Source organism: Porphyrobacter sp. SLTP, from assembly GCF_009905735.1.
GTDB lineage: Bacteria > Pseudomonadota > Alphaproteobacteria > Sphingomonadales > Sphingomonadaceae > Erythrobacter.
Genome location: NZ_JAAALE010000003.1, coordinates 238,518 through 261,671, shown reverse-complemented (window position 1 = coordinate 261,671; position 23,154 = coordinate 238,518). Strand labels below are relative to the sequence as shown.

Sequence of the window (23,154 nt, the reverse complement as noted above, 5' to 3'; positions counted from 1 at the left end):
CTCTTTCCGTCCCGATTCTGACAAAAGGCTGCCCATGGCACGCGTTACCGTTGAAGATTGCGTCGACAAGGTTCCCAACCGGTTCGACCTCGTCCTGCTTGCTGCACAGCGTGCGCGCGAGATTTCGGGCGGTAGCGAACTGACCATTGATCGTGACCGCGACAAGAACCCGGTCGTGGCCTTGCGCGAAATCGCCGAGGAAACCGTTGGCCCGCGCGCGCTGCATGAATCGCTCGTCACCAGCCTCCAGAAGATCCTGCCCGATGACGAGGACGAGGCCGATGAGATCGGTTCGCTCAGCCAGTCGGCCGAAGCGCTGCGGATCACCGCATCGGCACCGGCGCGCACCTCCTCGCTCGGTGGCGATTACGACGGGTAAGCGGTTCGTTTCAGAATAAGCGCCCAATTCGAGGGGCGGTCCAGACCGGGGTTCACCGGGCAGGGCCGCCCCTCGGTCGTTTTGGCCTCTGCTTGACCACTTCTTGACCCGGCCTTGCCCGCGCTTGCCTTCGGGTCTCGCGGCGCTATCCCATGTGACTGTAACGGAACGGTCATATCACGGGGCGGCAAGGCGCATGGCATCGATTGCGGTCTACAGCGTCAAGGGCGGGGTCGGGAAGACGACGCTGGCGGTCAACCTTGCGTGGTGCTCGGCAAGCATCTCGCGCCGCAAAACATTGCTGTGGGATTTGGACGCCGCCAATGGCTCGGGCTTTCTGCTCGGCGTCGACCCGAAGAAAAAACGCAGCGCAGACAGTATGTTTGCCGACAGCGGCGATCCGGGCAAGCTGATCCAGCCGACGGCTTTTCCCGGTCTTGACCTGCTCCCCGCAGACGAGAGCATCCGCGCGATTGACCGCACGCTTGACCGGATGGGCAAGAAGAAGCGGCTGGCCAAGCTGACCGCGGCGCTGAGCAAGGACTATGACCGGATCATCTTCGATTGTCCGCCCGTGCTCAACGAGTTGAGCGCCCAGATCATCCGGGCGGCCGACCTCATCATCGTTCCGCTTCCGCCCTCGCCCCTGTCGGCGCGCGCATTCGAAGTCGTGGTCGAGGAAGTGCGCGGCGCGGGCAAGGGGCACCCGCCGATCCTGCCGGTGCTTGCCATGCTCGACCTGCGCCGGGGCCTGCACAAGGAGGCGCGTGACGCCAACCCGAACTGGCCCGCCATCCCGCTCGCCAGCGCGGTCGAACAATGCGCGGTGGAGCGCAAGCCGGTCGGTGCCTTCGCCCCGCGCTCTCCGGCGGCGCGCGCCATTGCCCAGCTCTGGACCGCGATCGAACGCAAGCTGGCCGAGAAATAGCCGCTTTCGCAGGTGCGGAAAAAGAGCCTATACTAGGTGTGTTTGCAGACACAGGGGCGCGCGGCATGAGCGGATTGGGCGAGGGAATCGGCGCGGCGATCGAAGGCGGCCTGCTGGCGCGTGCGGTCGAACCTCGCGCCGGTGAGGTCGGCAGCCATTCGTCGGCCGGTTCGGTCACCTGCGCCAATTGCGGCACTTCCTATCACGGCCATTTCTGCCCCGAATGCGGGCAGAAGGCGCACATCCATCGCAGCCTTGCCGCCATCGGGCATGACATCATGCACGGCGTCCTGCACCTCGATGGCAAGCTGTGGGAGACGCTGCCACTTCTGACCTTCAAGCCGGGGGAGCTCACCCGCCGCTACATCGCGGGCGAGCGCGCCAAGTTCGTCAGCCCGATGGCGATGTTCCTGTTCACAGTCTTCGCCATGTTCGCCGTATTCCAGATGGTCGGAATCGGAGCGCCGACCGATATTGCGAACGACCTGTTCGGATCGGACGGCGACAACCCGGTTCAGACCGAGGTGCGCAGCCAGATGGAAGCGCTGGAAAAGGAGCGCTCGACGCTACCCGCCAAAAGCCCCCGCCGCGCGGAGATCGACAATGAACTCAAGGGGCTCAATCTGGTCTTTGCCAAGGCAGGAAGCCCGAGCGACGCGGCGGAAAAGGTGGTCAGCGTCAACACCGGCATTCCATGGTTTGACAAGGTTCTGCTTGAAAAATGGAAGAAGAACCCCGGCCTTATGCTCTACAAGCTCCAGGCCAATGGGTACAAATTCAGCTGGCTGCTGATCCCGCTCTCGGTGCCGTTCCTGTGGATCATGTTCGCCTGGCGGCGGCAGTTCAAGGCCTATGACCACGCGGTGTTCGTCACCTATTCGCTGAGCTTCATGTCGCTGCTGTTCATCGTCATGTCGATCCTCAGCACCATTCCCAACGGCGGCGGCTGGGCGGCGCTGCTGTTCCTGATCGCCGTGCCGCTGCATCTCTACAAGCAGCTGCGCCAAGCCTATGGCCTCAGCCGGTTTTCGACCCTGTGGCGGCTCAGCGTGCTGCTGCTGTTCTCGATGCAGATCGTGCTGACTCTGTTCGTGATCATTCTGGGCCTGCTGGGCGCGTTCTGATCCCGCCACAGGGACGCGCGATCAAGGGCAAGGAAAGCGCTGCTGCACAAGCTGCGAGAACGCTTCTCTGACGGTGGTGCGCGCAGCAACTTCCGGGGCGTAGCCCGCCAGATGCGCAAACAGGACATCGCTTTCGATCTCGGCTTCAGGCGGCAAGCAGGCTTCAACCGACTGCCCAGCCGCGCGCTGATCCGCAAGGGTCTGGCGATAGGCTTTGCCAACGGCCGAGATCGCGCCGAACAATTCGCCAGCCTCGGGGGACAGCGTCCATTCGGGGCCGCCGGTGCGCAGTTGATCGACCCGGGCGAGAAAGGCCGCCACGGTCATGTCGGGCGAGGGCGTGATTGTGGGAGCGGACATGGGCTGCGCTGCGCCTGCCCCTGACATCGCCCACGCGCTGCCAACCAACGCCACAGCCATCACGCGCCGCATCCGATTGCCCCTTTGATCTTGAGTCTGAGCCGTGGCGCGAAGGTGCCGCTGGCCGGCTTAACCCACGCTGACAGCAACAAAAAAGGCGCCGGAATTGCTCCCGGCGCCTTTGTTGTTCGTTGCGGAGGATCAGGCGCCCTGCGGTGCCTCGTCCGGCTTGCCGCCGAAGCGCTTGCCCGCCTTGGGGATCGCCGAGCCGCGCACCTGCGCCGGAACGCTGAGTCCGCGCGGGGTGTCGGGACGGTCGATCTTGCCGTTTTCGAGCAGCGAGTTGATCTCCTCGCCATTCAGCGTCTCGTATTCGAGCAGCGCCTGAGCGAGGAGGTGCAGCTGATCCTCATGCGTCTTGAGGATGTCGGTGGCGCGGGCATGAGCCCCTTCGACCAGGCTCTTGATCTCGTTATCGATCAACTCGTTGGTCTGGCCCGAACGGAATGTCCGCTGCGAGGCCCCGTAACCCAGATAGCCCTCGGACTGTTCCTCGTACTGGAGCGGACCGAGCTTGTCCGACATGCCCCACTGGGTCACCATGCTGCGCGCCAGTTTGGTCGCATACTGGATGTCCGACGAAGCGCCGGAGCTGACCTTGTCATGGCCGAAGATGATCTCTTCTGCCACGCGGCCACCCATCGAAACCGAGAGGTTCGCGTGCATCTTGTCCCGGTGGTAGGAATAGCTGTCCCGCTCCGGCAGGCGCATCACCATGCCCAGCGCGCGGCCGCGCGGAATGATGGTGGCCTTGTGGATCGGATCAGACGCGGGCTCATGCACCGAGACGATCGCGTGACCGGCTTCGTGATAGGCGGTCATCCGCTTTTCATCATCGGTCATGACCATGCTGCGACGCTCGGCGCCCATCATGACCTTGTCCTTGGCGTCCTCGAACTCCTGCATCGCCACCAGCCGCTTGTTACGGCGTGCGGCCAGCAGGGCGGCTTCGTTGACGAGGTTGGCCAGATCGGCGCCCGAGAAGCCCGGCGTGCCGCGCGCAATCACACGCGAATTGACGTCGGGAGCCAGCGGCACCTTCTTCATGTGCACCGCGAGGATCTTCTCGCGGCCATCGATATCGGGGATCGGCACGACAACCTGACGATCGAAGCGGCCCGGACGCAGCAGCGCCGGATCGAGCACGTCGGGACGGTTGGTCGCGGCGATGATGATGATGCCTTCGTTGGCTTCAAACCCGTCCATTTCGACCAGCAGCTGGTTCAGCGTCTGCTCGCGCTCGTCATTCGAGTTGCCGAGGCCATTGCCGCGCGAACGGCCCACGGCGTCGATTTCGTCGATGAAGACGATGCAGGGCGCATTCTTCTTGGCCTGTTCGAACATGTCACGCACGCGGCTAGCGCCGACGCCGACGAACATCTCAACAAAGTCCGAACCCGAGATGGTGAAGAACGGCACGCCTGCCTCACCCGCAATGGCACGGGCGAGCAAGGTCTTGCCGGTACCGGGCGAGCCGACCAGCAGCGCGCCCTTGGGGATCTGGCCGCCGAGCTTGGAGAAACGCTGCGGATCGCGCAGGAACTCGACGATTTCCTGCAATTCCTCACGCGCTTCATCAATGCCGGCGACATCATCGAAGGTCACTTTGCCCGAACGTTCGGTCAGCAGCTTGGCCTTGGACTTGCCGAAGCCCATCGCGCCGCCGCCGCCGCCTTTCTGCACCTGACGCAGTGCGAAGAACGCGATGCCGAGGATCAGCAGGAACGGGAGGGAATTGAGCAGGATGAACAGAAGGACGTTCTGCCCTTCACGCTGCGTGCCGGTGAAGCGCACGCCGTTGTCTTCCATCAGCTTGGTGATTTCGACATCATTGGGCACCGGAACGGTGCTGAACGGCTCGCCATTCTTGAGCGTTCCGGTGATGAGCTCGGCGCCCATCTGCACGTCCTGCACTTCGCCTTCGGCGACAGCGGCGCGGAAGTCGGAATAGCGGATCGCGGCGCCCGTGGTCTGGCCCGCGTTGCTGAACATGGTCACCACCAGCAGCAGGGCCAGAAAGATTCCGCCCCAAATCATCAGCTGCTTGACCCAAGGGTTGGGGCCGTCGCCTTGCGGCTGGGGATCGTTTTGCTGACTCATTGCAAGGGATTCCTTTCGTCAGCCTGCAATGTAGGATGCGCACGGTGAATGGCAAGATAATGCGCAAGCTGGCGCATGATGCTAATTTTCGAACAGCGTGATGCGAATTATCGATCCGTCGCGCGCGGGCCATAGGCGGCGAGGAACACCTCAACTGCGCCAGCGATACGATGATCACGCGCTTCCGGGGAGACAAAGGCACCGAAGCGACGTTCGAGATCGCCCATGCCCTTGCACATCGACACGAATTGCTCGGCCGCCAGCAAGGGGTCGGGGATCACCAACTCGCCTGCGGTCACTGCCCGGCTGAGATAGGCCGCAAAGCCATGCTTCATCCGCCACGGCCCGGCTTCGAGAAACGCCGCGCCGATGGCGGGCTCCACTTCGGTTTCGGCGGCGATGCGGCGTTCGAACTGGATCATTTCCGGGCGGGACAGGAAGGCGTAAATTGCCTGGCCGATCGCTGTGAGCCGCTCCCGGATCGTGCCTTGGACGGTGCCCTCAAGCGAGAAATGCCCGCGCATCTTTTCGCATTCGCATTCGACCGCTGCGGTGAACAGCGCGCGCTTGTCGCCGAACTGATTGTAGATCGTCACCTTGGACACGCCTGCATCAGCGGCGACCTGCTCGATCGCGGTCGCAGCGTAGCCGTGCTCAAAGAAATGCTGCGCCGCAGTTTCGACAATCGCCATGCGCTTGGCGGCATCAAGAGGACGACCGGGCTTGCGCGCCGGCTTGCAACCGGATAAGTTTTTTTTAGAAACTGATGAACCGCAGCTTGACAAAATGAACGGCCCCGTTCAGTTAAACGTTACCGTTCAGTATCTGGGCCTTACCGCCCGGGATTGCAACCCTCCCTTGTCGCAGAGGTTCCCCGCACGTGCTCTGGATCGCCATCAGGATGCTCACCGGGGACGCCCAGAAGTTCTATGGGCTGTTGTTCGGTATCGGTTTTTCCACTCTCCTCATCACCCAGCAGATGACGATCTTCGTCAATCTGGTCGAGCGTGGGGCCAGCGGTGTTTACAACGCGCCGGAGGCCGAAGTGTGGGTGATGGACCCGGTCAGCCGCACCACCGATGTCAGCTACGCCATGCCCGGCACCGCGCTGGACCGGGTGCGCTCGGTCGAGGGGGTGGAATGGGCCGTGCCGCATCTGCGCGCGGTCGCCAATGTGCGCACGGCGGACGGCGATCTCGAAGGCGTGGCAGTGATCGGGGTCGACGATTCGACGCTGATCGGCCTGCCCGAACGCATGGCCAAAGGCGACAAGTCGGTGATGTTCGCGCCGGACAGCGTGGTGATCGATGACACCGGAACCACCCGCTTCTTCCCGCCCGAACAGAACCCGATTGGTGAGCGACTCGAACTCAATGACCAGCGCGCCGTCATTCGCGGCATCGCGGATTCGATCCCGAGCTTCACCAGCACCGTGGTGCTCTACACCCGCTATTCCAACGCGCTGAACTTCGTCCCCGGCACCCGCAACCGGCTGAGCTTCGTGCTCGTCGGCGTGAGCGAAGGGCAGACACCCGAACAGGTCGCCGCGCGGATCGAGGCCGAGACCGGGTTGAAGGCCGAGACTCGCGAGGAATTCTCGCAGGCCGGCGTCAACTTCATCATCGAGAACACCGGCATCCCGACCAATTTCGGCATCACCGTGTTCCTCGGCTTCGTTGTCGGCGTGGCGATTGTCGGCCTGACGTTCAGCCTGTTCCTGCGCGACAACATCAAACAGTTCGGCGCACTGAAAGCGATCGGCGTCACCAACTCCAAGATCGTCCAGATGGTCGCAGCGCAGGCCGGGATGGTCGGCATCATCGGTTATGCGCTGGGCGTGGTCGGCACGGTCGCTTTCATCAAGGGGTTCAGCGCCAATCCGTTCTTCAAGGGCTTCTACATCCCCTGGCAGATCCCGCTGATCAGCTTTGCCGCGGTGGTGGTGATCCTCGCCATCACCGGTCTGATCGCGATCCGCAGCGTTCTCAATACCGAACCGGCGTCGGTGTTCAGGTGAGCGGGGAAACGATCATGGACACGACAACAATCGGCGGCTGCGCGCCCGAAGCGGCAATCTGCGCGCGCGGCATCTCCCGCGATTTCGAGGCCGGGCAGACCACCATCCGCGTACTGCACGACATCAACACCGACATCCGCCCGGGCGAGATGACCTATGTCGTGGGCGAAAGCGGCTCGGGCAAGACGACGCTGATCTCGATCATGTGTGGCATCCTGTGGCCGACCGAGGGCGAGGTGAAAGTGTTCGGCACCGACATCTACAAGCTGTCGGACACCGATCTGGTCAAGTTCCGGCTCAACAACATCGGCTTCATTTTCCAGCAGTACAACCTGATCCCGTCGATCGACGTTGCCAGCAACGCCGCCGTCCCGCTGATCGCGCAAGGGATGCCGCGCGAGGAAGCGCGTGAACGGGCCAAGGTGCTGCTCGACAAGCTCAATATCGGCAATCAGGCGGACAAGCTGCCGCGCCAACTTTCGGGCGGGCAGCAGCAGCGCGTCGCCATCGCCCGCGCGCTGGTGCACGAACCGCGACTGGTGGTCTGTGACGAGCCGACCGCCGCGCTTGATGCCTCGTCAGGCCGGCGGGTGATGGACCTGCTGCGCGAAGTCGCGGTTGCGCCGGACCGGGCCTGCATCATCGTGACCCACGACAACCGCATCTTCGATCTCGCTGACCGCATCATCGTGCTGGAAGACGGGCGCATCACCCATGACGGCAAGGAAATGCCTGATGGCCATTGATGTCGCCCACAACACCCTCTCCCTCTCCCTCCTGAATCCGCCGAGGACGCCATGTTCCGCAATCTAAGCTTTGCCCGCCAGATCCTGCCGATTGCCGCGCTGATCGGTGTCGCCATCGGCGCCTGGCTGATCTTCGTCGGCCTGCCTGACCGCTCCACGTCCGAGCCGGTCGAACAGCCCCCCAAGGCGGTCGGCAAGCTGGCTGACCAGCCGCGCGTGGCGGGCGCCGGGATTGTCGAGCCGTCGAGCGAAGTGATCGACATCGGCTCGGCCTTGTCGGGCCTTGTCACCGATGTCCGCGTGCGTCCGGGTGACCGGGTGGCCAAGGGCGAGGTGCTGTTCACGGTCGATGCCCGCGCCGCGCGAGCAAGTCTCGATCAGGCCGCTGCCGCGATCAACGAAGCGCGCGCTTCGATCGCCGAAGCCAGCGCCGCGCAGAAAACCGCCCGCGAACAGCTGGCGCTTTATCGCAACCTCTCCGATCCGGCTGCGGTCAGCCGCGCCGAAGTGATCCGCGCCGAGGGTGAGGAAGCCGCCGCGACCAGCCGCCTCGGCCTTGCCCGTGCGCGCCTTGCCGCCTCGCAATCCGCTGCTGCCGCTGCCCGCACCGAGATCGAGCGGCTCGTGGTCCGCGCACCGATTGCGGGCGAGATCCTCGCGGTCAACATCCGCCCCGGCGAATTCGTCGCCACGCAGGGCGGCGGCAACAGCCAGCCCTTCATCCAGATGGGCGAGACCAATCCGCTCCACGTCCGCGTCGACATCGACGAGAACGAAGTGGCGCGTGTCGCTCTGGGCGAACCGGCGGTCGTCTCCCCGCGCGGTGCAGCGGAGCTGCATGTCAACGCCACCTTCGTGCGGGCCGAACCGCAAGTGGTGCCCAAGCGCTCGCTCACCAACTCGGCGGCGGAACGGGTCGATGTCCGGGTGCTTCAGCTGATCTATGCGCTGCCGCCGTCGGATGCTTTCCGGGTCGGTCAGCAGATCGACGCCTTCATCCCCGCCAAGTCTGGGTCTGCTTCGGGCCAGCCTGCCAAGCAGGGGAACTGAGGCGATGCGCCGCCTGCCCTCCGCCCTCACCGCAGCCCTGCTGCCGTTGACGCTGGCCGCCTGCATCGCCAACCCCGCGCCGGAAATCGCCACCCCGGCGCCCGATCTTCCGCCTGCCTTCTTCTACCAGCCCGACAGCGCGGCCGGAGCGGAGCTTGCCGCGCTGATGCCCCAGGGCGATCCAGCGTGGCGGACGCTCTCCGAGGCGGCCATTGCCGAAGGGCCGAGCCTCGCCGAAGCGCTCGCCCGGATCGACAGCGCCCGCGCCGGCGCACGCCGCGCCGGGGCCGACCGGCTGCCCAACATCACCGCCGATGGCGATGTCACCCGCAACCGCATCAACCCGGCGCAGTTCGGGCAGGCGGGCCAGCAGGGCTTCATCCCGCGCGAACAATCCTCCTATGGCGCGAATATCGTCGCCAGCTGGGACCCTGACCTGTTCGGCCAATTGAAAGCGCAGGAACGCGCCGCCATTGCCCGGATCGACGCGGCCAGCGCGCAGGCGCAAGGCGTGCGACTGGCGCTGCTGGCAGAGATCGCGGCCAGCGTCACCGATTGGCGCGTGCTCGATGCCCGCGCCGCCGCGATTGAAGCTGACGGCACGGCCGCACGCCAGCTCGCCAGCCTTGCCAAGGTGCGAGAAGATGCCGGGATTGCCCCGGGGTTCGACCGCGTCCGGGCCGAAGCGACCGCAAGTTCCTCCGCCGTGCGCCTCGCCGCACTGGATAGCGAACGCGCGCGCCTGATCGGGCGGCTGGTGACCTTGACCGGGCAGGACGGCGCCAGTGTCCGCGCCGCGCTCGCCGCCCCCGCACCCGTGCTGGCCCCCGCACCCGCACCTGCCGGATTACCGTCCGACCTGCTCGCCAACCGGCCCGACGTTGCCGCTGCCGCCGCCAACCTTGCCGCAAGCGACGCTGATCTCGCCGCCGCCGCCCGCGCGCGCTTCCCGCGCATCACACTGTCCGGCGTGATCGGGCTGCTCGCCTTCGATCCTGAGGATTTCTTCGACAGCGATTCGATCATCGGGACGCTGACCGCCGGGATCGCCGGCCCGCTGCTCGATTTCGGACGTGTTGGTGCCGGGATCGATGCCGCCGCTGCGGACAAGCGCGCCGCGTTCGCCGCCTATCGCGGGGCGGTGTTCACCGCGCTGGGCGATGCCGAGGCCGCTTACGGCGTGGTCACTGCTGCCGATAACGAAGCGCGGCTTTCGGTCGCCGAACGCGATCAGCTGACCCGCGCGGCGAGCCTCGCTGAAACCCGCTACCGCGCGGGCCTCGCCAGCTTCCTCGAAGTGCTCGAAGCCCGCCGCGCCGCCGATGCCAGCGGCGAACGCGCCGCTGCTGCGCTGGGCCGGGCGCAGCGCGCGCGGATCGCGCTGTGGCAGGCGTTGGGCGGCGAACCGGCCAGCGCCAGCTAGGCCGCGAACCAGTACACTCCGTAACCGAGCGCTACCACGGCGACCGCACCGCCGATCAGCAACACAAGTCCGTCGCGCACCATCATTGCCAGCGACAGGATCGCAATGGCGAGGAAGGGCGCGGCGGCGGCAAAGGGCACCAGCTCCAACACTGGCAGGGCAAGGCACAGCACCACGATAAGTCCTGCCACCACGCGGCGTGCGGGGCCGCTGGCAAGTGACTTCAAGCGACCTTTGGCAATCCGGTCGAGTACTTGGGCAATGGTGTCGAGCGTGTCGGCACCCTTGGTCAGCCGGTCCGAACCGACCCCCCGCCGGGTAATGAATCCCGGCAACCAGACATGCTTGCGTCCCCACGCCATCTGCGCTGCAATCAGGGCGATGCACAAGGCGATGATGGTCGGCACGCTCGGGATTGCGCCCACCGGGGACACTCCGATGAGCGCGAGGATCAGCATCAGCGGTGCAAACGAGCGGTCGCCGAACTCTTCCAGCAGATCGTCGATCGAAACCTCGTCCTCAGCCTCGGCAATGCGCTCGATCCCGTCGACCACATCGCCGACACTGTCGGCCTGCTTGCTCTTGCCCATGCGTCACTCCTTGGCGGGGTAACGCATCCGCACCTGCGATTGTTCAGCCCTTGCGTTTGATGAGTGCCGACCTGTCGCAGCGGCACACCACTTCATCGCGCTGGTTCCACATTTCGTGGGTCCAGGTGACGATCCCCGCATCGGGGCGGGATTTGCTTTCGCGCAGCTCCTTCACCTCGCTAACCGCGCGCAGGGTATCGCCGATGAACACCGGCTTGGGGGTGACGACCTTGTCGAAGCCGAGATTGGCAACCAGCGTGCCGAGCGTCGTATCACCCACCGACAGCCCGACCAGCAGGCTGAAGGTGAAGGTCGAATTGACCAAAATCTGCCCATAGCCGCTCGCCTTGGCCGCCTCGACGTCCAGATGCAGCGGCTGGGGGTTGTGGGTCATGGTCGAGAACAGCAGGTTGTCGGTCTCGGTCACGGTACGGCGGATTTCATGCTCGATCCGCTCACCCACCACCCATTCGTCGAAGAACTTGCCGGCCATCAGCCCTGCTCCGTCCAGCGCGCGACCACATCGGCTCCATCATCCGCGCTCGACCGCACAGCGCCCGGCGTGCGGCTGAAGCGCGGGGCGGGCGCGGTGTGCCACATCCCGTCATGCTCCACATAGGCGCCGCGCGCCTGCATGTGCGGGTGTTCACGCGCCTCATCAATGCCGAGCACCGGGGCAAAGCAGGCATCGGTGCCTTCGAGCAAGGCGCACCATTCGGCCTGCGTCTTGGTCAGGAACAGCGCCGCCAGCTTCCCGGCGTAATCGTCCCAATTGGTCGGGATCATCTGGCCCTGCGCCAGTTCTGCGGGCGCGCCGGTGCGCTGGAGCATCTCGGCATAGAACTGCGGCTCGATCGACCCCAGCGAGATTTCCTTCCCGTCCGCGCAGCGGAAGCAGCGGTAGAAATGCGCCGCGCCGCCGAGCATTCCCTGGCCGCGCTGCGTGCTGAGGTGCGGCAGGTGGCGCACGCCGAAGAAGAAGCTCATCAGGCTCGTCGCTCCGTCGACAATCGCGGCGTCGACCACCTGCCCCTTGCCCGATTTTTCGCGTTCATAGAGCGCGGCCATGATCCCGAAGGCGCAATACATCGACCCGCCGCCGAAATCGCCGACCAGGTTCTGCGGCGGCGTGGCAGGCTCACCCGCCTTGCCGACAGCCGACAAGGCGCCGGTGATGGCGATGTAATTGATGTCATGCCCCGCGGCCTGCGCGAGCGGGCCTTCCTGTCCCCAGCCGGTCATCCGCGCATAGACAAGGCGCGGGTTGGCTTCGAGCAGCACGTCCGGCCCCAGCCCCAGCCGCTCCATCACGCCGGGGCGGAAGCCTTCGATCAGCACGTCGGCGCTGGCCGCAGCGGCGCGCACGGCTGCTTTGCCCTCATCGCTTTTCAGATCAACCGCCAGCCGATGCCGCGCGCGCTCCACCAACGGATTGCTGACGCCCGCCCCCGGCCGGTCGATCCGCACCACTTCGGCGCCGAGATCCGCCAGCAGCATCGCCACATGCGGGCCGGGGCCGATTCCGCTGAATTCAAGAACGCGAAGGCCCGCAAGCGGCCCGGACGGATGGCTCATATGTCTCTCCCTTTCGGCCAGCCTTAAGCGCGCCGCAAAGCCAAGAGCAAGTCTCCACATTGCCAGCCGCAGCCCAAGGCGCTCCATCGCGGCGCAAAGGCAAAATTGCTTGTGGCAGGCCGCGCAGTCTTTACCTGCACCTCCATGCGCAGTCTGACCCATCTCGAACGGCTTGAGGCCGAGAGCATCCATATCTTCCGCGAAGTCGTGGCCGAGGCGGAGAACCCGGTTATGCTCTATTCGGTGGGCAAGGATTCGTCCGTGATGCTGCATCTGGCGCGCAAGGCCTTCTACCCCGCGCCGCCGCCCTTCCCGATGCTGCACGTGGCGAGCGGGTGGGATTTCGGCGATCTGCTCGCCCACCGCGACAAGACGGTGCGCGAATATGGGCTGAAGCTGATCATCGCCAAGAACGACGACGCCGAAGCGCAGGGCATCAACCCCTTCGACACCGGCAGCGCGCTTTATTCGCAGGCCCAGCTGACCGATCCCCTCAAGCGCGCGCTGACCGAACACGGCTTCGACGCGGCCTTCGGCGGTGGGCGGCGCGACGAGGAAAAGGCCCGCGCCAAGGAGCGCATCTTCAGCTTCCGCAGCGCCGCGCACCGCTGGGACCCGAAGAACCAGCGCCCGGAGCTGTGGAACCTCTACAACGCCAAGAAGACCAAGGGCGAAAGCATCCGCGTCTTCCCGATCTCGAACTGGACCGAGCTCGACATCTGGCAATATATCGCGCTGGAAAACATCGACATCGTGCCGCTCTATTTCAGCAAGCCGCGCCCCACAGTGCAGCGTGACGGGATGATCCTTGTCGTCGATGATGACCGCTTCCGGCTGGAGCCGGGCGAGGAGCCCGTCACCCGTTCGGTGCGCTTCCGCACGCTGGGCTGCTACCCGCTGACCGGCGCGACGGAGAGCGACGCGACGGAAATGAACGACATCATCCAGGAAATGCTGCTCGCCACCGGATCGGAACGGCAGGGTCGCGCGATCGACAAGGGGCAGTCGGCTTCGATGGAAGACAAGAAGCAGGAGGGGTATTTTTGATGAACGACCAGTCCTCCTTCCAGACCGACGCCCTCATCGCCGAGGATATCGACGCCTATCTCGAACAGCACCAGCACAAGAGCCTGCTGCGGTTCATCACCTGCGGCAGCGTGGATGATGGCAAGTCGACCCTGATCGGGCGGCTGCTGTACGATTCCAAGATGATCTTCGAAGACCAGCTCGCCGCGCTGGAAAGCGACAGCATCAAGCACGGCACGCAAGGGCAGGAGATCGACTTTGCGCTGCTGGTCGATGGCCTTGCTGCCGAGCGCGAGCAGGGCATCACGATCGACGTTGCCTACCGCTTCTTCACGACCGAAAAGCGCAAGTTCATTGTCGCCGACACGCCGGGGCACGAACAATATACCCGCAACATGGTGACCGGCGCCTCGACCGCCGATCTGGCCGTGATCCTGATCGATGCGCGGAAGGGCGTGCTGCAACAGACGCGGCGGCACTCCTATCTCGTCCACCTGCTCGGCATCCGCCATGTGGTGCTGGCTGTGAACAAGATGGATCTGGTCGGCTATGATCAGGCGACGTTCGACGCGATCCTTGCCGACTACCGCGTTTTTGCCACCAGCATCGGCATCACCGCCTTCACGGCGATCCCGATCTCGGGCTTCAAGGGCGACAATATCACCGCGCTGTCCGCCAACACCCCGTGGTATTCCGGCCCCGCTCTGATCGAGCACCTGGAAACGGTGGAGGTCGATGCCGCCGCCGCGCAAACCCAGCCGTTCCGCATGCCGGTGCAGTGGGTCAATCGCCCCAATCTCGACTTCCGTGGCTTCGCGGGTCAGATCGCCAGCGGCGTTGTGCGCCCCGGTGATGCGGTGCGGATCGTGCCTTCGGGCAAGACCAGCACGGTCAAGACGATCAGGACCTTCGACGGTGATCTGGACGAAGCCGTCGCGGGCCAGTCCGTCACCCTCACCCTCGCCGACGAGGTTGATTGCTCGCGCGGCGACCTCATCGCCGCAGCGGGCGATCCGCCGCAGGCCTCCGACCAGTTCTGCGCCACCTTCGTGTGGATGGACGAGGAAGCGCTGAAGCCGGGACGCGGCTATTGGCTCAAGCTCGGAACGCAGATGGTCACCGCCACGGTCCAGCCGCCCAAATACGAGATCGACGTCAACAGCCTCGAACATCTGGCTGCCAAGACGCTCTCCCTCAATGCCATCGGGGTCGCCGAATTCGCCACCGACCGTCCGATCGCCTTCGAGCCCTATACGCAGAACCGTCAGCTTGGCGGGTTCATCCTGATCGACAAGTTCACCAATGCGACCGTCGCCGCCGGGATGATCGAATTCAACCTGCGCCGGGCCGATAATGTCCATTGGCAGCCGGTCGCGATCACCCGCGACGATCACGCGGGCATGAAGAACCAGAAGCCCAAGGTGCTGTGGTTCACCGGCCTTTCGGGCAGCGGCAAATCGACCATCGCCAACGAGGTCGAAAAACAGCTGTTCGTGATGAACCGCCACACCTTCCTGCTCGATGGCGACAATGTCCGCCACGGCCTCAACCGCGACCTCGGCTTTACCGAGGCCGACCGGATCGAGAATATCCGCCGGGTGGGCGAGGTCGCCAAACTGATGGCGGATGCGGGACTGATCGTGCTCACCGCCTTCATCTCGCCCTTCCGCGCCGAGCGGCAGTTGGTGCGCGAGATGCTGCCGGATGGCGAGTTCATCGAGATCTTCGTCGATACCCCGCTCAGCGTGGCCGAGGCGCGCGATGTGAAGGGCCTCTATAAGAAGGCGCGCTCCGGCCAGCTCAAGAACTTCACCGGGATCGACAGCCCCTATGAACCGCCCGAGGCGCCGGAAATCCGGGTCAACACGGTCGACATGACGCCCGAGGAAGCCGCGCGCTACATCATCCAGCAGATCCTCCCGCTCAAATGACGTTGGCCGATCTTGATGATGCCGCGCTGGCGGCACGGCTCGCCTACGCAGCGGGGCAACTGGCAATCGACGTGCGCGCGGGATCGGGTCTGACCGGCAAGGCGCTGGGCGATGCGGGTGATGCTGCTGCCAACCGCCTGCTGTGCGACGCGATCCGCACCGCGCGGCCCGACGATGGCCTGCTCTCCGAGGAGGAAAAGGACGATACCCGGCGCTGTTCGCAAAGCCGGGTGTGGATTGTCGATCCGGTCGATGGCACCCGCGAATATGGCGAGGCGCGGGCCGATTGGGCGGTGCATGTCGCGCTGGCGGTGGACGGGGTGGCCCGCATCGGCGCTGTCGCACTGCCTGACCTTGATGGCGGCGTGGTGCTGCGCTCCGACCAGCCGCAAACCCTCCCGCCGATGGCCGACCGCCCGCGCTTCCTCGTCAGCCGCAGCCGCCCCGCGCCCGAGGCCGAGGCCGTGGCTGAAGCGCTCGGCGGCACGTTGGTGCCAATGGGCAGCGCCGGGGCCAAGGCGATGGCGGTGGTAAGGGGCGAGGCGGAGGTCTATCTCCACTCCGGCGGCCAGCACGAATGGGACAGCTGCGCACCCGTTGCCGTGGCGCTGGCGCACGGACTCCACTGCTCGCGCATCGACGGCAGCCCGCTCGTCTACAACCAGCCGCTAACCTATATGCCCGACCTTCTGATCTGCCGCGCCGAATGGGCCGAACGGGTGCTCGCCGAAGTGGCGCGCATCGCTGGGAACCAGTGACAGAGCCCCAAGCAGGACGTCGCATGGTGAAAATCGCAGCAAGCCTAACGCGATTTTAAGGGCTTTGCGGGCAATGTTCCGGCTGAAAACCGGGACACGACCTCGCATGAATGCTCCTTTCGATGCCACCGCCGCGCTCGGGCGCAAGGCCCTCGCCCATCCCGCACCGGATCATCAGGTTGCGGTGATCGGCCTTGGCTATATCGGCCTGCCCACCGCAGCAGTGCTCGCCAGCTACGGCTGGAGCGTGTGCGGCGTCGATGTTTCGCAGAAGGTGGTCGACACCGTGAATGCGGGCGGCGTGCACATTGAGGAGCGCGATCTCGACAAGCTGGTGCATGACGCGATCACCGCGCAGACGCTGGTCGCTTCCACCGAAGTTCCGACGGCCAGTTTCTACATGATCGCCGTGCCGACCCCGCTGGGGCCGGACAATGCGCCCGACATCTCCTATGTCGAAGCCGCCGCCCGCGCGATTGCGCCCCGGATTTTGCCGGGAGCCTGTGTGATCGTCGAAAGCACCTCGCCGGTCGGTACGACCGAGCGCGTCGCCGCGATTATCAGCGAGCTGCGCCCCGACCTCGTGGTGCCGCGCGATGGCGGCGAAGACGAGGCGGACATTGCGCTGGCCTATTGCCCCGAGCGCGTGCTGCCCGGTCGCATCGTCAATGAGCTGGTGCATAATGACCGCGTGATCGGCGGCGTCACCCCGGCCTGCGCTGAACGCGCGGCGGTGCTCTACACCAGCTTCGTGAAGGGCGATTGCCTCACCACCACCGCGCGCGTGGCCGAGACGGTCAAGCTGGTCGAAAACAGCTTCCGCGACGTGAATATCGCCTTTGCCAACGAACTCTCGATGATCGCCGATGTGATCGGGGTCGATGTGTGGGAGGTGATCCGCCTCGCCAACCGCCACCCGCGCGTCAACATCCTGCAACCGGGCCCCGGCGTGGGCGGGCATTGCATCGCGGTCGACCCGTGGTTCCTGGTCGCCGGCGCGCCTGAGGCTGCACGGCTGGTGCGCACCGCGCGCGAGGTCAATGACCACAAGGCGGTCCACACTGAAAGCAAGATCCGCGCGCTGCTCGACGCCGCGCCAGAAGGCAAGGTCGCGCTGCTCGGGCTCGCCTTCAAGCCCGACATCGACGACTTCCGCGAAAGCCCCGCCCTCGAAATCGCGGAAAGCCTTTCCCACACGCATGGGAACCGCATATTGGTGGTCGAGCCCTTCACCGACGAATTGCCACCCGCGTTCGGCGGATCGGGCGCAAGCCTTGTGACACTTGACGCAGCACTGCGGCAGGCGGAGATAGTGGTGGTGCTGGTCGATCACACCGCGTTCAAACACCTCTCACCGACCGATCTGGCGGGCAAGCTGGTGTTCGATACCCGCGGCATGCTGCGGCGGTGAGCGGCTTGGCGAGTGAGGCGCGCGGGAAACCCCGCATTCTCGTCACCTTCGGCACCCGGCCTGAAGCGATCAAGATGTTCCCGGTGGTCGCCGCCATGCGTGAAACCGGGCGGTTCGATGTGCGGGTTGTCGTGACCGCGCAGCACCGCGAGCTGCTCGATTCTGTGCTGGCGCTGGCCGATCTGGTGCCTGACGTCGATCTCGATCTGATGGAGCCGAACCAGTCGCTTGATGCGCTCAGTGCGCGGCTCATTGCCCGGTTTGGTGCAGTCTTGGACGCGTGGTTGCCTGATCGTGTGCTGGTGCATGGCGACACGTTGACGACAATGATGGCCTCGCTGGCGTGCTATTTCCGGCGCATTCCGGTCGGCCATGTCGAGGCCGGATTGCGCAGCGGCGACATCTATTCGCCCTGGCCCGAAGAGGTGAATCGCAAGGTGACAGGCGTGATCGCCGACCTCCATTTCGCCCCGACCGCAACGGCAGCCGAGGCGTTACGCCTTGAAAACGTCAGTGAAAACAGCATCCATGTGACCGGCAACACCGTGATCGACGCGCTGCTCTACGCGCAAGCAAAGATCGCTGCCGACCCCGCTCTGGCGCCCGCGATCGCCCCGCTCAAGGCGCGGTTTGCGGGCAAGCGGATCATCGCCGTCACCGCCCACCGGCGCGAGAATTTCGGGGCCGGGATGGCACAGATTGCGCAAGCTTTACAGATGCTTGCAGCACGAAAAGATGTGGCGATCATCTATCCGCTGCACCCCAATCCCAACGTCGGCGGCGTGATGCAACCGGCGCTGGCGGGGCTCGACAATATCGCGCTCATCAACCCGCTGGATTACCTTGATTTTGTGGCGATGATGGCAGCAAGCGACATCGTGCTGACCGACTCCGGCGGCATCCAGGAAGAGGCCCCCAGCCTCGGCAAGCCGGTGCTGGTCATGCGCGACACGACCGAGCGGCCTGAGGGCGTCGCCGCCGGGACAGCCAAGCTGGTTGGCGCGGATGCTACCGTCATCGTGGCGGAAACATCGCGCCTGCTGGATGATCCTGCAGCCTATGAAGCCATGTCCCGCGCGCACAATCCCTACGGCGACGGCACCGCCAGCCGCCAGATCGCCAACATCATTGCGGGCGCGTTCGGCTAGGCTTTCGCTTCAGCGGCAATCACGCAAGGCGGCGAGCTTCGGGACGAAAACGCAGCGATTGGCAAAGCTCAAAGCGTGCGGATAATGCCCGAGAAGTCGGTGCCCGCATTGTCCTTGGCAAAGGCTTCGTAGATCGCGCGGGCGTGCTCACCCAGCGCCACCGTTGCGCCCGCCCCTTGCGCCGCTTCCATGGCGAGGCGCAGGTCTTTCAGCATCAACCCTGCCGCGAACCCGCCCTGATAGTCGTTGTCCGCCGGGGTCACCGGGCCAACGCCGGGAACGGGGCAATAGGACGTCATCGACCAGTTCTGCCCGCTCGATACGCTGGAAATGTCGTAGAATGTCTGCGGGTCCAGCCCCAGTTTCTGCGCCATGGCAAAGGCTTCGCAGGTGCCGATCATGTGGATCGCGAGCAGCATATTGTTGCAGATCTTGGCGGCTTGCCCCGTACCTGCTGCGCCGGCATGGATCACCGCCTTGCCCATCGCGGCAAGGATCGGCTGGGCGCGGGCGAAGGCCGCGTCAGAGCCGCCGACCATGAAGGTCAGCGTCCCGCCATTGGCCGCCGCAATCCCGCCCGAGACAGGCGCGTCGACCATCTGGTAGCCATGCGCCTCCGTCACTTCGATCACCTCGCGCGCGGTGGCGACGTCGATGGTCGAGCAGTCGAGCAGGATCGCGCCTGTGGGGGCGTGGCCGATCACATCGTCCCAATAGACCTGTTTGACGATTGCCCCGTTGGGCAACATCGAGACGACGGCCTCGGCCCCCTCGCAGGCTTCTTTGGCGGTCGGGAAGGTGGAACACCCGGCCCCGCGCGCGGCGGCAAGCGCGGGCTCGCTGAGGTCGAAGGCGCGGACGTCGTGCCCGGCCTTGACCAGATTGGCAGCCATCCCGCCACCCATGTTGCCGAGGCCGATAAAGGCGATTTTCATGGCTCTCCTCTCCTCCTGTGGGGGGCTCAACGCCCCTTCCACTGCCCTTCGCGCTTCTCGATAAACGCCGCCATGCCTTCGGCCTTATCCTCGGAGGCGGTGAGAATCTGGAAGATGCGGCGCTCCACGATCAGGCCCTGATCGAGCGTCATTTCGAAGGCCGAGTTCACCATTTCCTTGTTGGCGATCACGGCCATCGGCGGCATCCCGGCGATGGTTGCCGCGGTTTTGAGCGTCTCGGCGATCAGTTCCTCATGCGGCACCACGCGGGCGACGAGGTTGCTGCGCTCGGCCTCGGTCGCATCCATCATCCGGCCGGTGAGGCACATTTCCATCGACTTCGACTTGCCGATCGCGCGGGTCAGGCGCTGCGATCCGCCCATGCCGGGAGCCACGCCAAGCTTGATTTCAGGCTGGCCGAAACGCGCCTTGTCCGACGCGATGATGAAGTCCGCCATCATGGCGAGTTCGCACCCGCCGCCCAGCGCGAAGCCGTTGACGGCCGCGATCCACGGCTTGCGGGTTTTCTTGACGATCTCGGCCGTCCACGGGCTGAAGAAATCTTCGAGGAAGAAATCGGCCGCGGCCTTGTCGCTCATTTCCTTGATGTCGGCCCCGGCGGCGAACGCCTTGTCTCCGCTGCCGGTCAGAATTGCGCACAGCTGCGTGCTATCGGCCTGATAGGCGGAAAAGGCGTGGATCAGCTCTTCGAGAACCTTGGAGTTGAGCGCATTCAGCGCCTGCGGGCGGTTGATCGTCAGCAGCGTGACGCCCTTGGTCCCGCGGGCATCGGTTTCGGCGAGAATCGTTTCGTAGGTGGCCATGTCTGACTTCCTCGTCACCCCCGCGAAGTCGGGGGCCTATCTGGGTGGGCGGCTTGCAGCGAAGCCTAGCTGGATTCCCGCAGCTGCGGGAATGACGGATTAGTTAGGGGAGCGGCACCCACTCCTCGCCCTCGGGGAGGGGCGCGAAGATTGCGTCGAGCAAGTCCTCCGTCACGCCTTCCGGGGTGGCCGGGTCCCATTTGGGATCATTGGTCTTGTCGACGATCACCGCGCGCACGCCCTCGGCGAAATCCGGGCGGGTCAGCACGCGGCTGGCGATGCGGTATTCCATCCGCATATTGTCGGCAAAGTCGGTCAGGGTCGCGCTTGTCGCCAGCTGGCGCAGTGCGACCTTGCAGGTCTGCGGGCTCTTGGTGCCGAGCGTGTCGCGCTCCTTCATCGCCCAGTCGTCACCAGCGTCGGCAGCGACTTCGAGGCTGGCGAGGATATCCTCATAGGAATCGGACGCAAAATGCTTCGCGATCTTGTCGGCGTTAGACTCAATCCGCGCTTTGGGAGGGGTGCCGACCGGCTCGCTGAGGATGCCCGAAATCCGATCGGGATGATCGTGAATGCGCGCCTTCAAGTCTTCAACCATGTTGTGCGGGACATAATGCGTGGCAAGTCCGGTCCACAGGCATTCGGCCCCATCGAGCCGCGCGCCCGTCAAGGCCAGGAACTGACCGAGCCTGCGGCCCAGCCGCGACAGATACCAGCCGCCGCCCACGTCAGGGAACAGCCCGATGCCGGTTTCGGGCATGGCGAAGCGGGTGTTCTCGGTCGCCACGCGATACTTCGCGGGCTGCGAAATGCCCACGCCGCCACCCATCGTGATGCCGTCCATGAAGGCGACGATGGGCTTACCATAGGTGAACATCTGGTGGTTGAGCTGGTACTCGTCGTGGAAGAACCGCCGTCCCGACGTGCCGCCATCATGCAGCGCCGAATTGCGCAGGAAGGCGATATCGCCCCCCGCACAAAAACCGCGCCCCTCGGCATGATCGAGGATCACCGCCTTGATGCTGTCGTCGCCGGCCCACGCCGTCAGCGCCGCGCTCATTGCGTGGCACATCTCCAGCGTCAGTGCATGGAGCGCCTTGGGGCGATTAAGGCTGATATGGCCGATCGGGCCATTGGTGCGGATGAGAACGTCTTCGGTCATTGCCCCGGTTCTTTCGGTTCGATCAGGTCCCAGCGATTGCCAAACGGATCGCTGAAGACGGCAACTGTGCCATAAGCCTCGTGGCGCGGTTGCTCGCGAAACTGCACCCCTGCATCGATAAGCCGTGCATGGGTACCTGCAAAATCATCGGTGTGCGCAAAGAAGCCGACTCGCCCGCCGGTCTGATTGCCGACCGCAGCGGCTTGCGTGCCGTTGGCGGCTTTCGCAATCAGCAACCGCCCGCCCTCGGCTCCGCCGACCACGACCCAGCGCTTGCCAGCGCCCATATCGGTGTCCTCGATCAGGTCGAAGCCCAGCGCGCCGACACAGAATGCGATCCCTGCGTCGTAATCGGGCACCACCAATGTCGTCAGGGCAAGACGCACGGCGCTCACTGGCGCAGCAAGTCCCGGCCCACCACCATCCGCATGATCTGGTTTGTGCCTTCAAGGATCGAATGGACGCGCAGGTCGCGCCAGAAGCGCTCGATCGGATAATCCTGCAAGTAGCCATAGCCGCCGAACAATTGCAGCGCGCGGTCGACCACGGACGAGCCATTATCGGTCGCCAGCCGCTTGGCCATCGCGGAGAAGCGCGTCTTGTCTGGCGCGTTGTCGGTCACCTTGGCGGCAGCAAGATACAGCAGCGCGCGCGCGGCCTCCAGATCGGTGGCCATGTCGGCAAGCATGAACTGGGTGTTCTGGAATTCGGCCACGGCCTGCCCGAACTGCTTGCGATCCTTGGTGTACTGGATCGCTTCGTCCAGACACCGCTGCGCCCCGCCGAGCGAGCAGGCGCCGATGTTGAGCCGACCGCCGTCCAGCCCCATCATCGCGATGCGGAAGCCTTCACCCTCGCCGCCGACGAGGTTTTCAACGGGAACGCGCACATCTTCAAGGATGAGCTGCGCAGTCGGCTGCGAGTGCCAGCCAAGCTTCTTCTCCTGCGCGCCGAAGCTGACGCCGGGCATGTCCTTTTCGATGACCACGCAGGAAATGCCCTTGGGCCCATCCTCACCGGTGCGCACCATCACCACGTAAATCTCATTCGCGCCCGCGCCGGAGATGAACTGCTTGGTGCCGTTGAGGACGAAGTGATCGCCGTCCCGCCGCGCGGTGGTGCGCAGCGCCGAAGCGTCCGACCCGCTGGAAGGTTCGGTCAGGCAGTAGCTGGCGATTGTGTCCATGGTGACGAGATTCGGGAGATACTTCGCCTTCACCGCCTCCCCGCCGAAACGGTCGATCATCCACGCGGCCATATTGTGGATCGAGATGAAGGCGCTGGTCGACGGGCAGCCATAGGCCATCGCCTCCATGATCAGCGCCGCTTCCAGCCGACCGAGCCCGATGCCGCCCGATTGTTCGGAGACATAGATCGCGCCGAAGCCGAGTTCGGCGCTGCGCTGGATCGTCTCCCGCGGGAAGATATGTTTCTCGTCCCACCCGGCCGCGTGGGGCGTGATCTGATCGGCGGTGAACCGCTGCGCAACCTCGCGGATGGCAAGCTGGTCTTCGGTGAGTTGAAACTGTCCGTGCATGGCAGGTGCTCTAGCCGCCTTGTTCGCCCTCGAAAAGAGCGGCGCGGGATCATCGCTTGCGGAAATTTGC

The 23,154-nt window shown here is 64.8% G+C and carries 23 protein-coding genes; 12 read left to right on the top strand and 11 right to left on the bottom strand.

All coding sequences use genetic code 11. The features are described 5' to 3' along the window. Positions 1-34: 34 nt before the first annotated feature. From rpoZ to GVM20_RS04195, 3 genes are all read left to right on the top strand, one after another. Entirely contained in the window at positions 35-379 is a 345-nt protein-coding gene (rpoZ, locus tag GVM20_RS04205; RefSeq protein ID WP_160759412.1) for a DNA-directed RNA polymerase subunit omega, read from the top strand. Positions 380-575: 196 nt separating this feature from the next. Beyond that, positions 576-1,307 carry a ParA family protein gene (locus tag GVM20_RS04200; protein ID WP_166546049.1) on the top strand — a complete coding sequence of 244 codons (732 nt, stop codon included), beginning with the start codon at positions 576-578 and terminating at the stop codon, positions 1,305-1,307. 65 nt (positions 1,308-1,372) lie between these two features. After that, a complete protein-coding gene (locus GVM20_RS04195) occupies positions 1,373-2,431 on the top strand; it encodes a DUF3667 domain-containing protein (RefSeq protein ID WP_166546048.1) in 1,059 nt (352 codons plus the stop codon). A gap of 21 nt (positions 2,432-2,452) precedes the next feature. On the opposite strand, the gene GVM20_RS04190 is transcribed toward GVM20_RS04195, so the two are convergent. The 3 genes from GVM20_RS04190 to GVM20_RS04180 form a co-directional block, all read right to left on the bottom strand. Continuing rightward, a complete protein-coding gene (locus GVM20_RS04190) occupies positions 2,453-2,791 on the bottom strand; it encodes a hypothetical protein (protein WP_166546047.1) in 339 nt (112 codons plus the stop codon). 201 nt (positions 2,792-2,992) lie between these two features. Further along, a complete protein-coding gene (gene ftsH / locus GVM20_RS04185; RefSeq protein ID WP_166546046.1) occupies positions 2,993-4,951 on the bottom strand; it encodes an ATP-dependent zinc metalloprotease FtsH in 1,959 nt (652 codons plus the stop codon). Between the two features lie 107 nt (positions 4,952-5,058). After that, entirely contained in the window at positions 5,059-5,643 is a 585-nt protein-coding gene (locus GVM20_RS04180; protein ID WP_166546045.1) for a TetR/AcrR family transcriptional regulator, read from the bottom strand. A 188-nt stretch (positions 5,644-5,831) separates the two neighbouring features. Here GVM20_RS04180 and GVM20_RS04175 point away from each other — a divergent pair, with 188 nt between their 5' ends. The 4 genes from GVM20_RS04175 to GVM20_RS04160 are packed head-to-tail and all read left to right on the top strand — an operon-like array spanning position 5,832 to position 10,187. Beyond that, on the top strand, positions 5,832-6,968 hold the full coding sequence (locus tag GVM20_RS04175; protein ID WP_166546044.1) for an ABC transporter permease: 1,137 nt from the start codon (positions 5,832-5,834) through the stop codon (positions 6,966-6,968). A 14-nt stretch (positions 6,969-6,982) separates the two neighbouring features. Continuing rightward, positions 6,983-7,714 carry an ABC transporter ATP-binding protein gene (locus GVM20_RS04170; protein ID WP_166546043.1) on the top strand — a complete coding sequence of 244 codons (732 nt, stop codon included), beginning with the start codon at positions 6,983-6,985 and terminating at the stop codon, positions 7,712-7,714. Positions 7,715-7,765: 51 nt separating this feature from the next. Further along, entirely contained in the window at positions 7,766-8,764 is a 999-nt protein-coding gene (locus tag GVM20_RS04165) for an efflux RND transporter periplasmic adaptor subunit (protein ID WP_166546042.1), read from the top strand. A gap of 4 nt (positions 8,765-8,768) precedes the next feature. Continuing rightward, positions 8,769-10,187 (top strand): efflux transporter outer membrane subunit, encoded by a 1,419-nt coding sequence (locus GVM20_RS04160; RefSeq protein WP_166546041.1) that lies wholly within the window; start codon positions 8,769-8,771, stop codon positions 10,185-10,187. Here the strand turns inward: GVM20_RS04160 and GVM20_RS04155 are convergent. The 3 genes from GVM20_RS04155 to GVM20_RS04145 are packed head-to-tail and all read right to left on the bottom strand — an operon-like array spanning position 10,184 to position 12,352. Continuing rightward, a complete protein-coding gene (locus GVM20_RS04155; protein WP_166546040.1) occupies positions 10,184-10,777 on the bottom strand; it encodes an exopolysaccharide biosynthesis protein in 594 nt (197 codons plus the stop codon). The genes GVM20_RS04160 and GVM20_RS04155 overlap by 4 nt on opposite strands. Positions 10,778-10,820: 43 nt before the next feature. Then, complete coding sequence (locus GVM20_RS04150) at positions 10,821-11,270, bottom strand: MaoC family dehydratase (RefSeq protein ID WP_166546039.1); 450 nt, start codon at positions 11,268-11,270, stop codon at positions 10,821-10,823. Further along, positions 11,270-12,352, bottom strand: coding sequence for a CaiB/BaiF CoA transferase family protein (locus GVM20_RS04145; protein WP_166546038.1), 1,083 nt, complete (start codon positions 12,350-12,352; stop codon positions 11,270-11,272). Before GVM20_RS04145 ends, GVM20_RS04150 begins: the two co-directional genes overlap by 1 nt. 144 nt (positions 12,353-12,496) lie before the next feature. On the opposite strand from GVM20_RS04145, the gene cysD reads away from it, so the two are divergent. The 5 genes from cysD to wecB all read left to right on the top strand — a co-directional run bounded on the left by cysD (position 12,497) and on the right by wecB (position 18,626). After that, complete coding sequence (gene cysD / locus GVM20_RS04140; protein ID WP_166546037.1) at positions 12,497-13,399, top strand: sulfate adenylyltransferase subunit CysD; 903 nt, start codon at positions 12,497-12,499, stop codon at positions 13,397-13,399. Next, positions 13,399-15,309: a sulfate adenylyltransferase subunit CysN gene (cysN, locus tag GVM20_RS04135; RefSeq protein WP_166546036.1), complete on the top strand. Its 1,911-nt coding sequence runs from the start codon at positions 13,399-13,401 to the stop codon at positions 15,307-15,309. The genes cysD and cysN overlap by 1 nt, the downstream gene beginning before the upstream one ends. Further along, positions 15,306-16,067 (top strand): 3'(2'),5'-bisphosphate nucleotidase CysQ, encoded by a 762-nt coding sequence (locus GVM20_RS04130; protein WP_166546035.1) that lies wholly within the window; start codon positions 15,306-15,308, stop codon positions 16,065-16,067. The genes cysN and GVM20_RS04130 overlap by 4 nt, the downstream gene beginning before the upstream one ends. A 106-nt stretch (positions 16,068-16,173) precedes the next feature. Next, positions 16,174-17,478 carry a UDP-N-acetyl-D-mannosamine dehydrogenase gene (wecC, locus tag GVM20_RS04125; protein WP_199799443.1) on the top strand — a complete coding sequence of 435 codons (1,305 nt, stop codon included), beginning with the start codon at positions 16,174-16,176 and terminating at the stop codon, positions 17,476-17,478. Continuing rightward, on the top strand, positions 17,475-18,626 hold the full coding sequence (gene wecB / locus GVM20_RS04120; RefSeq protein WP_353653099.1) for a non-hydrolyzing UDP-N-acetylglucosamine 2-epimerase: 1,152 nt from the start codon (positions 17,475-17,477) through the stop codon (positions 18,624-18,626). Before wecC ends, wecB begins: the two co-directional genes overlap by 4 nt. Before the next feature lie 68 nt (positions 18,627-18,694). On the opposite strand, the gene mmsB is transcribed toward wecB, so the two are convergent. The 5 genes from mmsB to GVM20_RS04095 form a co-directional block, all read right to left on the bottom strand. Continuing rightward, complete coding sequence (gene mmsB / locus GVM20_RS04115; protein WP_166546034.1) at positions 18,695-19,561, bottom strand: 3-hydroxyisobutyrate dehydrogenase; 867 nt, start codon at positions 19,559-19,561, stop codon at positions 18,695-18,697. A gap of 26 nt (positions 19,562-19,587) precedes the next feature. Beyond that, entirely contained in the window at positions 19,588-20,385 is a 798-nt protein-coding gene (locus GVM20_RS04110; RefSeq protein ID WP_166546033.1) for an enoyl-CoA hydratase-related protein, read from the bottom strand. Between the two features lie 103 nt (positions 20,386-20,488). Continuing rightward, the gene (locus tag GVM20_RS04105; RefSeq protein ID WP_166546032.1) at positions 20,489-21,547 is read right to left on the bottom strand and encodes an enoyl-CoA hydratase/isomerase family protein; all 1,059 of its coding nucleotides are present in this window, start codon (positions 21,545-21,547) and stop codon (positions 20,489-20,491) included. Continuing rightward, positions 21,544-21,942: a VOC family protein gene (locus GVM20_RS04100; protein WP_166546031.1), complete on the bottom strand. Its 399-nt coding sequence runs from the start codon at positions 21,940-21,942 to the stop codon at positions 21,544-21,546. The genes GVM20_RS04105 and GVM20_RS04100 overlap by 4 nt, the downstream gene beginning before the upstream one ends. Continuing rightward, complete coding sequence (locus GVM20_RS04095) at positions 21,939-23,084, bottom strand: acyl-CoA dehydrogenase family protein (protein WP_166546030.1); 1,146 nt, start codon at positions 23,082-23,084, stop codon at positions 21,939-21,941. The genes GVM20_RS04100 and GVM20_RS04095 overlap by 4 nt, the downstream gene beginning before the upstream one ends. Positions 23,085-23,154: the final 70 nt, after the last annotated feature.

Coding starts and splice junctions, on each gene's coding strand:
- GVM20_RS04130 (WP_166546035.1), top strand. CDS start 15,306: ATGACGTTGGCCGATCTTGATGATGCCGCGCTGGCGGCACGGCTCGCC.
- ftsH (WP_166546046.1), bottom strand. CDS start 4,951: ATGAGTCAGCAAAACGATCCCCAGCCGCAAGGCGACGGCCCCAACCCT.
- cysD (WP_166546037.1), top strand. CDS start 12,497: ATGCGCAGTCTGACCCATCTCGAACGGCTTGAGGCCGAGAGCATCCAT.
- GVM20_RS04145 (WP_166546038.1), bottom strand. CDS start 12,352: ATGAGCCATCCGTCCGGGCCGCTTGCGGGCCTTCGCGTTCTTGAATTC.
- GVM20_RS04095 (WP_166546030.1), bottom strand. CDS start 23,084: ATGCACGGACAGTTTCAACTCACCGAAGACCAGCTTGCCATCCGCGAG.
- GVM20_RS04155 (WP_166546040.1), bottom strand. CDS start 10,777: ATGGGCAAGAGCAAGCAGGCCGACAGTGTCGGCGATGTGGTCGACGGG.
- rpoZ (WP_160759412.1), top strand. CDS start 35: ATGGCACGCGTTACCGTTGAAGATTGCGTCGACAAGGTTCCCAACCGG.
- GVM20_RS04170 (WP_166546043.1), top strand. CDS start 6,983: ATGGACACGACAACAATCGGCGGCTGCGCGCCCGAAGCGGCAATCTGC.
- GVM20_RS04195 (WP_166546048.1), top strand. CDS start 1,373: ATGAGCGGATTGGGCGAGGGAATCGGCGCGGCGATCGAAGGCGGCCTG.
- GVM20_RS04165 (WP_166546042.1), top strand. CDS start 7,766: ATGTTCCGCAATCTAAGCTTTGCCCGCCAGATCCTGCCGATTGCCGCG.
- GVM20_RS04150 (WP_166546039.1), bottom strand. CDS start 11,270: ATGGCCGGCAAGTTCTTCGACGAATGGGTGGTGGGTGAGCGGATCGAG.
- wecC (WP_199799443.1), top strand. CDS start 16,174: ATGAATGCTCCTTTCGATGCCACCGCCGCGCTCGGGCGCAAGGCCCTC.
- cysN (WP_166546036.1), top strand. CDS start 13,399: ATGAACGACCAGTCCTCCTTCCAGACCGACGCCCTCATCGCCGAGGAT.
- GVM20_RS04200 (WP_166546049.1), top strand. CDS start 576: ATGGCATCGATTGCGGTCTACAGCGTCAAGGGCGGGGTCGGGAAGACG.
- GVM20_RS04190 (WP_166546047.1), bottom strand. CDS start 2,791: ATGTCCGCTCCCACAATCACGCCCTCGCCCGACATGACCGTGGCGGCC.
- GVM20_RS04110 (WP_166546033.1), bottom strand. CDS start 20,385: ATGGCCACCTACGAAACGATTCTCGCCGAAACCGATGCCCGCGGGACC.
- mmsB (WP_166546034.1), bottom strand. CDS start 19,561: ATGAAAATCGCCTTTATCGGCCTCGGCAACATGGGTGGCGGGATGGCT.
- GVM20_RS04180 (WP_166546045.1), bottom strand. CDS start 5,643: ATGGCGATTGTCGAAACTGCGGCGCAGCATTTCTTTGAGCACGGCTAC.
- GVM20_RS04160 (WP_166546041.1), top strand. CDS start 8,769: ATGCGCCGCCTGCCCTCCGCCCTCACCGCAGCCCTGCTGCCGTTGACG.
- GVM20_RS04105 (WP_166546032.1), bottom strand. CDS start 21,547: ATGACCGAAGACGTTCTCATCCGCACCAATGGCCCGATCGGCCATATC.